General features: G+C 58.2%; 7 protein-coding genes and 1 pseudogene. 1 reads left to right on the top strand and 7 read right to left on the bottom strand.

From position 1 onward, the window contains the following. Nucleotides 1-6: 6 nt before the first annotated feature. The 6 genes and pseudogenes from bcsD to EGY08_RS16315 form a co-directional block, all read right to left on the bottom strand. A complete protein-coding gene (gene bcsD / locus EGY08_RS16340) occupies nt 7-483 on the bottom strand; it encodes a cellulose biosynthesis protein BcsD (RefSeq protein WP_162626056.1) in 477 nt (158 codons plus the stop codon). Further along, nucleotides 483-4,535, bottom strand: coding sequence for a cellulose biosynthesis protein BcsC (locus tag EGY08_RS16335; protein WP_087828563.1), 4,053 nt, complete (start codon nt 4,533-4,535; stop codon nt 483-485). Before EGY08_RS16335 ends, bcsD begins: the two co-directional genes overlap by 1 nt. Further along, nucleotides 4,532-6,934 (bottom strand): cellulose biosynthesis cyclic di-GMP-binding regulatory protein BcsB, encoded by a 2,403-nt coding sequence (bcsB, locus tag EGY08_RS16330; protein WP_123828679.1) that lies wholly within the window; start codon nt 6,932-6,934, stop codon nt 4,532-4,534. The genes EGY08_RS16335 and bcsB overlap by 4 nt, the downstream gene beginning before the upstream one ends. Next, the gene (gene bcsA / locus EGY08_RS16325) at nt 6,931-9,042 is read right to left on the bottom strand and encodes a UDP-forming cellulose synthase catalytic subunit (protein ID WP_004126352.1); all 2,112 of its coding nucleotides are present in this window, start codon (nt 9,040-9,042) and stop codon (nt 6,931-6,933) included. Before bcsA ends, bcsB begins: the two co-directional genes overlap by 4 nt. Nucleotides 9,043-9,062: 20 nt before the next feature. Continuing rightward, nucleotides 9,063-9,855 (bottom strand): annotated as a pseudogene (gene bcsQ / locus EGY08_RS16320) (cellulose biosynthesis protein BcsQ). Between the two features lies 1 nt (nt 9,856). Beyond that, on the bottom strand, nt 9,857-10,444 hold the full coding sequence (locus tag EGY08_RS16315; RefSeq protein ID WP_123828678.1) for a cellulose biosynthesis protein BcsO: 588 nt from the start codon (nt 10,442-10,444) through the stop codon (nt 9,857-9,859). An 807-nt stretch (nt 10,445-11,251) separates the two neighbouring features. On the opposite strand from EGY08_RS16315, the gene EGY08_RS16305 reads away from it, so the two are divergent. Then, nucleotides 11,252-12,163, top strand: coding sequence for a LysR substrate-binding domain-containing protein (locus tag EGY08_RS16305; protein WP_004126358.1), 912 nt, complete (start codon nt 11,252-11,254; stop codon nt 12,161-12,163). 157 nt (nt 12,164-12,320) lie between these two features. Here EGY08_RS16305 and EGY08_RS16300 read toward each other — a convergent pair whose 3' ends face one another. Next, nucleotides 12,321-13,112 (bottom strand): DUF2877 domain-containing protein, encoded by a 792-nt coding sequence (locus tag EGY08_RS16300; RefSeq protein ID WP_123828677.1) that lies wholly within the window; start codon nt 13,110-13,112, stop codon nt 12,321-12,323. Between the last annotated feature and the right edge of the window lie 227 nt (nt 13,113-13,339).

Below are 13,339 nucleotides of genomic sequence, written 5' to 3'. Positions count from 1 at the left end.
CACCCTTCAGGGATGGAAGTAAAGAAACTGAACGTCAGAGACCGAAAACAGCCGCTCGCGCTGTAAAACCACATGCGCCGCGCCGCCCTGTCCCTGTAGCCAGCGGGAATAAAGCCCCTCGAGTATGGCACAAAACGCATTACACCAGCGTACGCGGCGCGCTTCATCGCGGCTCACCGGCAGCGCCTGATGGCGTAACCGCAGGCCATCATCGCTCACCTCAACGCTCACCAGCCCCCACTGAAAGCGGCTGAGCTGCGCATTGATATGGGCTTCCAGCTCACCGATCGTCTCCGACTCCGGCAGCGGATGCTCATCGGCCAACGCCTCGCCCATTTGTCGCAGAAAGGGCTGACTCTCCAGTTCACCCGCGTTGTTGACCATGCCATCAACCATAATCAGCAGCAGATCGAACCACCCGGCAGGCGTTTGCTGCTGCTGAAACCAGGTCGTCACCAGCGCATTATTATTGTCCGTCATGATCAGCGATCTCCCAGCATGTAGCGGATATAGAGGCCGGCGGTGCTCTCGTTATAATCGCCGAAAGTGTCATAGCCCACCTGGCCGCCGAGCGTCATCTGTTTATTCACTTTGTAATCCGCGCCGGCGCGCAGCGTATAGCCGATGCCGCTCTTCGACGTGGCTGAATAGTACGCCTCTTTGGCAAAACCGTTGCTCACAGCGGTCTCGAGCGTCTGCTGCCACTCGGCGTTGGTCGGGAAATAGGCGCTCTTATCCTGGCTGTACGATTGATACCCCACCGAACCGCCAAGCTTCATCGTCCAGTTATCATATTTCTCCGTCAGGCTGACCGGCAGCGACACGCTGACGTAGTTCTGCGGGCTGAAGTAGCCCCCTTGCCCGTAGGTGAAGTAGCTGAGGTTTTTCGAGTAATCCATGTAGCTCATACTCAACCCGGTTTGTAACTGACGATATTCATCGTGATAAGGCCGCAGGTAAACCCCAGCGTTGGCGTTAATGCTGGTGTTGCTGGCGACGTTTTGACCAAGGTAGCTATAGCCCCCGCCGCCGACGTAAAAACCAGCATCGCCATCGTCATAGCTTAGCTGCAGGGTGCCGCCATTTTTGGTCACCTGACCCCAGGTCTTGCCGGAGTAGGAATCCTTCAGCCCCACCCAGGAGAGCAGGCTGTCGGTCAGCGAACGACGCTCGCCGGTAAAAATCAGCGACAGGTAGTTGGTCAGCTTTGGCGACCACTTCACACCGCCCACCACGGTATTCAGATCCTGACCCAGCGGCGTGCTGCCGATATCGACGCGATATTCGTCGCCGCTCAGCGCCAGCGCCAGCTCCACGCCGTTCGCCTTCTGTGAATCCGTCGAACCGCTGGCCTGATCAACGTTAGGTTTCAGATTTGAAGAAGCCAGATAGCTGGCAACTTGCCCGGAGTCATAGGTGCCGAGCTTTGCCAGATTCTCCATGCCGCTGCTGGTGGTGGCATTAAAATCTGAAGCATTCAGCGTGCCGAGGCCGCTCAATGTCTCCGCCCCCGGATTGTTGGCAAAGTACGTCGTGCGCTCGGTAGCGGTCATCGCCGCAATCGCCGCCTGCTCGCTGGTGGCCGTGGAGATCATATTGGAGACCGCGTTTGATAGCGGATTCGCGCCATAGCGCCGCCAGGCGTCGCCGGTTGCCGTCCCTGCGTTCAACGTAATTGGCGTCACGGTAAAGTCGAAACGCGAATCACCGAACGGCGAGGAGGACCAGGTCAGGGGGGTTTTTATTTCGGTCAGCTTGCTGGTGCCGGATTCGCCATCACGACCGCGAACCTCCATGCCCCCCTGCAGCCAGGTGCCGGTTTTTTCCTGCAACGTCTCCATCATGGTGTCCACCTGGCGCAGCATTCGGGTCTGCGCGGTTTCGACCGGCAGATCGGTGCGCTGGATCCCCGGCAGCGTGCTACCATCGCCCGTCGATACCTGAGAAACCTGCCACGGCATATATTGCCCGTAGGTGGAGGCGGTACGCGTCGCCGCCGGCGTACGCGAGACGCCGACAAACGGATTATCCGCCGCCAGCACGCCGCCCACGGTCGGCGTTTGCGTACCATTGCTGCTCTGTAACCCCAGCAGCCTTCCGCGAGCGCTGCGCAGATAGGTCATCGCCTGCTGATGATGCCCCTGCGATTCGGCAACGCGCGCCAGCAGCAGCAAACGGTCCGGCGAATTATCCGGGCGCAGCCCGCCTGCCAGCTGCGCCGCCCGGTCGTTATCGCCTGCCGACAACGCGACATCAATAGCCCCGCTGCGCGCGTCCTGGGTCGGCGTATCGCGGGTCATCAGGTAGTCATAGACGACCCCGGCCTCTTTATTCATTTTGCCGCTCTGATAGAGACGCGCCATGGCGAACATCAGGTCGGTATTTTGCGGGTCGCTTTGCATCGCGCCCATCAGCTTGTCATATGCCGCCGCGTAGTTGCCCTGCTCGCGCAGATGGTCCGCTTCGTTAATCACATAGCCGTTGCGGATACTGGCTAGCTGCGTCGGCGTACTGCTCGCCTGCAGCTGCGGGTTGGTGAGCAGCCTCTGCGCTTCGTTCGTCAGGCCTGCCTGGTTAAGTACCGTCACCTGGTCTGCGTAATCCCCGGCATTACCCGAGATACCGCCGTTAATATTGTTGCGTACCAGCGATACCGCGGTGGTCACATCGCCGCTCTGGGCCAGCAGACGCGCCAGTTTACCGACATCAGCCGGGGCTTTTGGCGGCGTCGCGGCCATCGCCCTTAGCGTATTGGAAGCCGCGACGGTATTCCCCTGCGCCAGATAGCCCTGCGCCGTCGCCAACTGCAGGTTGTAGTTCACCCGCTGGTGTAAATCGCGCATCTGGCTGGTCTGGCTGGCGGGAGGAATTCTCGCCAGCAGGGTTTGCGCCTGCTGCCAGCCGCCGTTCTCGCTGGCGAAAAGGGCCGCGGCGTACAGCGAGCTGCTGCTGGCGCCGGGACGATACGCGGCGCCCATGATCGCGTTCGCCTCGCCGTCGTTACCGGACTTTTGCAGCAGTCGGGCCAGATCGAGGCGCATCCACGCATCGTCCGGATAGCGAGAAACGCCCTGGCGCAGCGTGGCGATAGCCCCGGTCACGTTACCACCGCTGGCCTGCTCCTGCGCCTGCCGACGCAGGGAGTCTCCCGGCGTCCCGGTGACCACGCGCGGCTGCAGTTTTTGCTGCAGGCTTTCCGGCAGCGTTCGCAGCATCGCCTGGGCTTCCGCAGTTTTATTCTGTTCACGCAAGACGTAATAGAGATTCTCCCGGGCGGGGCCATTTTGCGGCTGGTCGTTGAGCAGCGCCCGCAGCGTTTGTTCGGCCTGAGGCAGATCTTTGTTGTGGCGCAGAACGTCGGCGCGGAACAGCTTCGCCGCCGAGCCCTGGGCTCCGCTCTGCTGCGCCAGCGGCGCGGAGAGCGCCAGCGCCTGGCTAATGTTGCCTTGCTTGTAGGCCTGCTGCGCCTGCGCGAGCTGGCCGTAAAACAGCGCATCCGCCGCCTGCTGGCGCCGGGTTTCAGAACTCTCGCCGCCGAGATCCGCCGCCCGGCTCAAATATTGAGAAGCCGCCTGAAAATCGCCGCTGCGCTGGGCGATATAGCCCATCCCGGCAAGCGCGTCAGCGTCCTGCGGATTGGTTTGCAGGACCTGTTCAAACTGCTGCTTCGCCGCGGCGGTATTGCCGCTGTTCAGGTCAGAGTAGCCCTGACCGCGCGCCTGGCCGCTACGCCGTTCACGGAAGTAGTTTTGCACTTCGCTATCCTGCGGGTGGCGCTGCATCCAGGTATCGTAAAACGGTTCATCCCCCGGCTGTGGTCCCATCCACAGCAGCGCCTGGCGCAGTCCGGCATCGGCCTCTTTGCTGCCGCTGGCCATCGGCTCCAGCATAGCGATCCCTTCCCGCCGTGTCTCTTCGCGCCAGGTCAGCGCCTTACCCAGGGCTACGCGCGGCCCGTTCTCTTGCGGATGCTGAGCGACGTATTGACGCAGTTCGCTCACCGCCTGCGGATAGAGCGACTTGTCGCTGGCCATCGTCAGGTAGTATTCCGCCGCCAGACCGGAAGGCGGAACGTTGCCGTTAAACATACTCCGCCAGGTCGCCAGCGCGGCGGGCACGTTGCCGCTGCGCGCCTGCTGTCTCGCCAGGTTTAGCTGCCCCTGCGGGACCTGGGCCATTTTTTTGGCGCTATCCAGATCCTGCAAGCCGGGACTGTTGGGCGCCGCTTTCTCCAGTCGCGCCCGCCACTGGGCCGCGGCCTGCAGGTTGCCTCCCTGCTGCGCCCACAGCGCCATCAGGTACAGCGCCTGAGCGTTGTTGGCATCCACCGACAACACTTTTTGCAGCGATTCCATTGCCAGCTCATCGTGGGATTTTTCATGCCAGTAGTTGGCCTGCGCAAACAGCGCCTGTAGCGCCGCATCGTTACCCGCCGCCTGCGCCTCGCCAAAGGCGCCCAGCGTCAGCGCGCCGGACAGGCACAGCGTGGAAAATTGACGGGCCGCCTTATTATTCATTCTGCTGACTCTTTTCATTGGCTATCTCCCGACTCCAGGCGCTTACGAGCATGACGTTTAAACATGGCGGTCAGCGCCAGACCCAGAATCGATGTGGCGATTAACCCCAGCACAGCCAGCAGGCCGGAGTGCTGGTTGGCATACCACACCGCCATCATGTACCACGGCATCTGGCCGCTGGGGAACGGCGTACTGACCTGGAAGCTACGCACGCCGTTATCGCTGGTAATCACCGCCGTATCGCCGCGAATACCGGCATTGATACGCGGTGAATTAAGGTCGTCTTCGAGTTTCGCCAGCTGATCGTCGCTGCTGGCCATCGCCACCACCACTACTCGCTGCGGGTTCCACGGCGAGCGATAGCTAATAAACCCACGCCAGGCGCTGCTGGAAGAGAAATAGCGATCGGCATCCACGCCGTCGGAGGCCCAGTCGCCGCTCAGCCTGCGCTGAATTTTCGCCCATAGCGCCGGTTCACGCACGCTCAGCAGGTTTTCGACTGGGTTATAGGGAGAGTCGGCCAACAGGCGCTGGTTGAACGCTTTTTGGTCAAGCGCGCTCACCGCCAGCACATCGCGATCGCGTAGAAAAGGCGAATTGGCGACGTCGTCAGGAACGCCCAGCATCACGCGGTTATTGGCCAGCGCTTTGCCGGTCGAGTTCCCCGAGCGGGCGGCCAGATTCAGCATCATCGCGACCTGGGTTTCCGAAGGTCGCTCCGGCAGCAGCAGCGTGGTTTGCGAGTAATCCGCTAGCCGGGAGAATGGGAACGACGCGCCGACAAAGTAGGAGAGATTCGGCAACAGCGAGAAGTGCCGGGTGCCGCTCAAATCGATCCACGAGTCGTCGGTAATGCGGCTCTTGATCGTGCTGTTCAGCAGCACTGAACAGGGAGCGCTATCCTTCGGCACCAGATTAAAATAGAGCGAGAGCTGGTTATCGCCGTAAATCAGATACGGCGCCAGCGGGATCGTAAAACGCTCCTGACGCGCGTCGCCGCCCAGGTGACGCCAGAGCTTCTCCAGCGGCCCCTGTTTGTTCATCGGCAGGTTGTTGAGAAAGGTGTTGTTGAGCGTCACGCTCAACAACGACTTGTCCTCGTTAATCCAGCTCTCCGACGGGAAACGGTAGCCAATCTGCAACGGAATGGTTTCGCCATCCCACAGGTAGAGATCCGGCGCGGCGCGGAAGGCGACGCGCAGCGGTTCATGCCACACGCCGCTGACGGTCATACTTTGATCCTGGCGGATCAGCTCGCTGATTTTTACCGGCCGATCGGTGGCGATCCAGCGCGGGGCGTCATACGGCTTGCCGACGGGAATCGCCTGCGGATCAACCTCCATACTGGCCGTCTGCAGGGCGAAATCGCCGCGGGTCAGACGCCAGGCGGCCATCCGCAGCGCGGCGTCATTCTGCCCGACAATCAGCAGCAGCTTATAGGCCGGGTTGCCGGGATTATCAACGATCCGCAGCAGCGGCTTGTCGGTTTGCGGTAGCGTCAGGCCGCCCACCCGATCGCCGGGGTGGCCGATAATAATGCCGTGCTTCTCAGGCAGGCGATCGCGCAGCGCGTCAAAGGCGATACCGCGATAGTCGGCCTGAATACCCAGCCACGACGACACCAGCGCCGCAGCGCTGAAGATATCCGCCGTCGATTTCTCCGGATAAGCGATAGCGATATCCGCCGGCGTCATCTGCATGCTGTCGAAAAACGGCCGCGGAAAGTGGCTTAAATCGTTGCTGATATTGAGCTGCTGGCTCTCCCAGCTAAAGTGCGAGGCGGGTAAAATGGTCACCCGCGAGGTGTCGTGAATATCGAGCCGGCACTGCATCGCGTCGCCGTCGTTAATCTTAAAGCTCAGGTTGTTGCTGGAGACCATCAGCGCCGCCGGGATATCCAGCTGATAGTGCGAAATATCCTCGCCGTCCGCGCCCAGCGGCAAGGTGCCGAGCGGCTGGCCATTGAGCATTAACTGCAGCGTGGCGTTGCGGGCCGCCATCTCCGGCGAGACCTTAACGTCCAGCATCAGCTGAGCGTGGGTCACCACCTGATCGGAGGGCAACGTAAAGCTGGCGCCGCCCTGGTTTTGCCCGCCGCTAAGGATGATGCCGTCCGGCATACCCATCTGCGTCAGGTTCAGGTTACCGCCGACAATCGGCGTTAGTGGTACCGTATCAGGAATGCCGGGGGCGATCGGCGGCGGCATCGCGGGTAGCGAAGCCGGCTGAACGGCGTTTGCCGGCTCGGGCTCCGTCGCGGCGGGCGAATTCGCCTCGGCCGCCGATGCGCCGTTGGCTTCCGTCCCGGATAGCGGAAAGTTAAGCTGCGACAATGCGTCAGCGGGCGTTTCCTCGCTATGCAGCGTCGGCGCAGAGAGCATCCCGGCCAGCAGCGCAAGCGTCGTTAAGCGTTTCATAAGCTACCATCCTCCTGCGCCGGATTGGCCGCAGGCGGCTGGCGGCGCTGGCTGCGGCGCGTTTTCCACGTTAGCCAGAACAGTTCAAACACGCAGCGCAAAATGGTGGCAAAAGAGCGGAACGGGTTATCCTGCGGGCGCGGCGGGTTAATCCACGCATCGGCGCGGGCCAATACCACGCGCACCAGTTCGCGGCGGCGGGAAAGCTGAATATTTTCATCAAATTGCAGGCGGATAAAGCGCTCATCGGCGGTGATCTGGCGTACCGGAATCGAGATCGCCCCGGACTGGAGGATCAGCTCAATCTCTTCAATTTCATCCTGCAGGTGACGGTTATCCGGCGCGCTAACGCGACAGCCGCCCATTGACAGGTCCGCGGTGTGGCTGCGGGAGACAATGCCGCTGGCGTAGTGGATAAGCACCGGGATATCGACGTCAATACGAATCGTTTTTCGCACCTGGCGGGTTTCGCGCGCCACGGCGATGGCCGCCAGCAGGAAGATCAGGCTGTAAATTCCCCAGCCGACGTTCAGCGCGATAACGTTCGGGTCTGAGCCAAAGTAGTCGTGACCGATGGCGCGGACGATACCGACCACCACGCCCAGGCCCAGCAGACAGGCGACGACCAGGTGCGGTCTGACGACGGTAAAGTCGAAGTAGCCTACGTCCAGCAGGCCGCCTTTATCGGTCACGTTGAATTTCCCGCGTTTGGGGAAAATCATGGTCACCAGCGTCGGCAGCACCAGGTGGAACGCCAGCACGATATCGTAGATTTCGCCCCAGAAGCTGTAACGATAGCGACCGTTCATGCGCGAACCGACGTAGATCGCGAGGAACAGATGCGGCAGCGCGTAAGAGACGATCAGGCTGGCCGAGGAGTAGATGATATTCAGGTTGAACAGCAGGTAGGCCAGCGGCGCAGTGACAAAGACCACGCGCGGCAGGGCGAACTGATAATAGAGCATGGCGCTGAGGTAGCACAGGCGCTGCTGAAAGGTCAGCCCGCGGCCCAGCAGCGGGTTATCCAGACGGAATATTTGCGTCATCCCTCGCGCCCAGCGGGTACGCTGAATGACGTGCACCACCAGACGTTCGGTGGCTAAGCCGGCCGCCAGTGGGATATCGAGGAATGCCGACTTCCAGCCCAGACGCTGGAACTTCAGCGCGGTATGGGCATCTTCGGTCACGGTCTCTACCGCAAAGCCGCCGATCTGCTCCAGCGCGGCACGGCGAATGACGGCGCAGGAGCCGCAGAAAAAGGTCGCGTTCCAGTTATCGTTCCCCTGCTGAATCGGGCCATAAAACAACATCCCTTCGTTAGGAATATTGCGGCCAACGGAGAGGTTGCGCTCAAAGGGATCCGGCGAGTAGAAGTAGTGCGGCGTCTGTACCAGCGCCAGCATCGGGTCGTTGAGGAATCCGCCTACCGTCGCCTGCAGGAAAACGCGGGTTGCCACATGGTCGCAGTCAAACACGCAGATAAGCTCGCCGTGGGTCAGCGTCATCGCGTGGTTGAGGTTGCCCGCCTTGGCGTGTTTGTTGTCGTTACGGGTGATATACCCCACCCCAACGTCGGCGGCGAAGACCGCAAATTCATTGCGCTTCCCGTCATCCAGTAAATAGATTTTTAATTTATCTTTAGGATAATCAATACACTGTGCGGCCAGTACGGTATCACGCACCACTTCAAGCGGTTCGTTATAGCTGGGAATATAGATATCGACCGTCGGCCACTTGCTCATATCATCCGGCAGCGGGACGATTTCACGCTTTAGCGGCCAGACCGTTTGCAGGTAGTTAAGCAGTAGCATCACCCAGATATAGACTTCCGCCAGAAACAGCCCCATCCCCAGAATCGCTTCGATGGTGGAGTTAAAATGCAGGGTCTGCGTCAGACGGAAATACATATAACGGGTCGACATCAGCAGCGATGTCACCACCATGATGACGGAAACGCTGCGATTTTTACTGAATCCCATCAGGAAAAGAATACCGATGCTCAGCAGGCCAAAAATATACTGCTTTTGGCTGTCCATCGGCGTGATCACCACCAGCACGGCAATCGGCGAAAGCACCAGTACCAGCAACCAGAAAAGCGTCTTTTTCATTCAGCAGCCCTGCAATTAAATTAAAGCCCTGACCTGCGAGGCTGGCTATGCACCTTGCCGTCACCAATATTAATACCCAACAGCGCAGAAATTTTTTTGGCAATAATTTCAATATCAAAGGCGGCTGCGGAGGATGAATTAAAGTCAAGGATCGACTTCTGGGAAGCATTCGCTTCCACCACGCTTTCATCACGATGAATGATGCCCAGCAAACGATCGCCCAGCTTTTCTTCCATCAACGCCGTGACATCGCGACTGACCTGGCGACGGCTATCGCTCTGGTTAATCACAAAATAGTGTCCGTGTTTCTGGTTGAGTTCGCCCCCGGTCAGCCGCTGATTGTCGACGTGCGACAGCACCGACATTGAAGCGGTATCCGCCAGCAGCGGTACCAGATGCAGGTCGGCAAGCGAAGTGAGCGCCTTCAGCGCGGGCGAAGGGCCGGGCGGCAGGTCGGCGATGGTAATCAGCCCGGGATAGTTGAGTAATGCCGCCAGGCCGCGGGTCAGGAAATGCTCGTCGTGGGTCAAACGCTCATCAAAAGCCTGTCGCTGGGCTTCACTCACGTCGCCGTAGGGCAAGACGAAAATATTGCTGCCGGCGCTTAATACGCACTGGCTCCAGTCATGGAGCTCCAGCGCTTTCGCGACATAGCCGCGCTCATCGCTAAGCGGGACGCCAAAATGCAGGCGCAGGGCGTTCTGCACATCAAAATCGAGGGCCAGAACTTTGCTGCCTGCGCGGGCCAGCGCCCAGGCCAGATTTGCCGCCAGGGTCGTCTTTCCTACGCCGCCTTTCGGTGAACACACGCAGATCAACGGCATGTCGCGATCCTCTCCAGGAGTGATTTCAGTGACTGATCTTTATCTTTTGCTACCGGCTCTGCGGTTTTTGTCGCAAAGAGATGGGCAAACCCTTCCGCCGTCGGCTCTATCGCCGGGCGATGTCTGACAGCCGGAGCTGTCACGTGGTCAGATAGCGGTGCAGCAGGTTGCGACACGGCTGCCCGGGGAGCTTGCCCGGTCGCGGCCTCGCTTGCCTGCACTACCGGTTCAACGGCCACCGGAGCAACAGGACTCACCGCGGGAACAGGCTGCGGCGCGGATGATGCGACAGGGTCTGGAATCATTACCGACGGCACAACCGACGATGCCGCCGGCGCGGTCTGAACGGCTGTCCGCTCCACCTGATGAAACATATTGGCAGGTACCAGCTGCGGCACGGGTAAAGATACCGATCCGCCCATAGCCAAAGAGGATGCTTCCTCCGCGGGAATAAGCTGATTGAGAATAACCCAATCGCCTTTTTCACCGGCGCCGGTTTCTGATGAGAGGTCCTTGAATTTTAGACTGTGTGTCCGCGTCTTTTCCTTGAAGCGCTGCAAATCATCATAATGGTTCATAGATAACCTCATGATTTAAATACATCATATTTAATCTGTTTTAATTGTCATTCTACGCCGCTAAAGCATAGTTTAATTTGTTGTTTTTTGGGCATTTATCCGGCGTCATGCCCGTCACAATATGCTAACTTTAGTCGCGATTTGATTATTATGAATAAGTCAGGCTGGTGTAATACCATAGTGGTAGTGCGGCTACACTAACAGCTCTTTTTCAAAATGATAGCCCCATTTTTTAGGCGGCGGCGCCGTCTTTCCCCCCGCAGCCTGCCAGGCTATTCGCAGAGAGTAGTTTTTTATACTGCCTTAATTTTAAAAAACGGCGTAATACACGCCAACCGACGGCTAAAGAGAATACATTTTAATATTTTTTAAGGCGTTTAGAAATCACCTCCCGCGCTTAATTAAAATAATAAATAATGTTCTGCCGCAAAATAAATAGCTCAGGATGTTATCCAAAAACCAGGAATATAAAGCGTTGAGCGAACAACAAAGAACAACATCAGAAATCATTGCTGCCCCCCTTTTAGACCACCTGAAAGCTTGAATAGCGTAAAATAAAATATATTCAGAGAGTTAGCTTAGTTGATAGACATAGTGATTTCAGATCCTCTATATTCGATAAATGTTCGTTTTATGTTCCCGATTGTGAAGGGGTTTTTCAGTCTATACACAAAATCATTCGAGATGCACCGAGGCGGCAAGGGAAGAAATCCCCAGGAGCATAGATAACTATGTGACTGGGGTTTCTGAGTGCAGCCAACAAAGAGGCAGCTTGAAGGATGACGGGTATATCGCTAGGAAGAGGGTATGTTGATAAGCGTCCAGGCATTGAACGTCATCGTCACCATCGCGCGCTGTGGCAACTTTAGTGCTGCCGCCGAAGAGCTGCACAAGGTGCCCACGGCTCTCAGCTACACGGTACATAAGCTGGAAAACGAGCTGGGCGCCAAACTGTTTGAACGCCAGGGCAAACAGCTGATCCTGACGGAAGCGGGCCGTTATTTTATCAAAAAAGGGCAGTTGATCCTGAGCGAACTGGGAGAGTTGCAGCACACCACTCGTCGCATTGCCAGCGGTACAGAGACGAGCTTAAGCCTCTCGCTCAATAACATTATCAGCCTGCAACCTATTTACGCGCTGTTGAAACAAAGTGAACACCACTTCCCGCAAACGGAAATTCAGTTGAGTATTGATGTGCATGATGGCGTCTGGGACGCGCTGCTGGAAAAGCGTGCGGATATCGCTATCGGCGCGCCTAACCAGGTGGTACGCCACGGTGAAGTCCTTTGTGCAGAAATGCCCGCCGTTGAGTGGCTGTTCGCCATTGCGCCCGACCATCCGCTGGCGGCGGTTCACCGCCCGCTACAGGCAGAAGATCTGCGCCGCTACCCGGCAATCTGTATCCAGGATACTTCCGTGCAGCTCGAGCCACAGGTTGCCTGGCAACTGCGCGGCCAAAAAGCGCTGCTCGCTCCCGATTACCACAGCAAAATTACGATGCATCTCCACGGTCTGGGCATTGGCTTTCTTCCCCGCCATTTTTGCCAGCGCTACATTGACGACGGCAGACTCGTTAGCGTGCCGGTGGACGTCAGTAAACCGCCGACGCCGCTTTTTCTGGCCTGGCAAAACGAACCTCCCCGCCCTTGTTGCCACTGGTGGCTGACGCAGTTGCAGCGGGCGGATGTCATCGAAGGGTTTTTAACCGAACTCAGTTGACCGGGTTTGCTGATATACCCTAAATAATTCGAGTTGCAGGAAGGCAGTGACGCAGGGAATCCCCTGGAGCTTGACTTCCGTAAGTGACAGGGGTGAGCGACAAATCTGTCCGGAACAGATTGCAGGGCGAGGCTCATGGATGAGCCGAGTAACAAAACTAACGCACATGCAACTTGAAGTATGACGGGTATAAAACGCTGACCGCCGCCGCCATCCCGGCCAGCATATCCAGACCAGACGTATGACCATACCCGGCAACCGCAGGAAAATTAACCGCAGGAGTCGCCATCAGCGCTAACAAATGCTGGCTATAGCGCCCCTGACACGCATGTCCCAGCATTTCCCGACTGATATCCGTGGTAGCTAACAACAGCGGGGGAATAGCCCGGCGCAGCAAGGAGAGCCGGGGATGTTGCCAGTTCTCCATGACCAGCAATACGCCCACCAGGAAATCATCGCCTGAGGGCGTTAGCCCCTCCCCGCGCCCAATTAGAAAACGCAGCAGGGGAACGACATCACCTTCACCATTCGTCAGCCAGCGGGTAAAGCGTTGATAGACATCAGCCAGCGCGGGCTCTTGCTGCAAGGCCAGCCGAATACCATTGCAGGGTTGCCCTGCGAGGAAAACAGATAATGCGCTGGCGAAACGCCGTAAATTCGCGGCGTTTCCGGCAGAAATAAGCTGCGTGGAGACAGGAGTCGAACCGAGCATCGACACATCGCCCCCGCGGGGCAAACAGGCCACGCTCGTCCCGGCGATAAAACGGAGTCGCAAATCGTCGACGTCGACAATGATACCGTTGGGGGCCAGCGGCATTTCGCGGGTTTGCACAACCCAGAGTTCGCCATTCGGCATGAGCAGATTACAGGCGCGGGTGAAGACCGAGTGCACGCGCCCCGCTTGGCCAGAAGTCAGCCTGGCGCAATGTTTTAGTGCATTCAAAGCCATACGTTAACCTTATTTCCCGAGGGGGTTCACACTTTTGCACATCCATTTTCACCCCCTTGACCGACCGGCTGATATCCCCTGTTCGCCGTAATCCCCACGGCATCAGGACCCCAGCCATTTTGCCTTGCCGATATGGATTTATCCCTCATATTTTTTGAGGGATAAGCAGAAAACCTTTCTGCGCAGCCATCGCGTTCTGTCCATACACTGCTAGTGTAGTCATAGCT

This window comes from Klebsiella sp. FDAARGOS_511, assembly GCF_003812845.1.
In the GTDB taxonomy this organism is placed as follows: domain Bacteria; phylum Pseudomonadota; class Gammaproteobacteria; order Enterobacterales; family Enterobacteriaceae; genus Klebsiella; species Klebsiella grimontii.
This window is presented reverse-complemented; position numbering and strand designations above follow the sequence as displayed.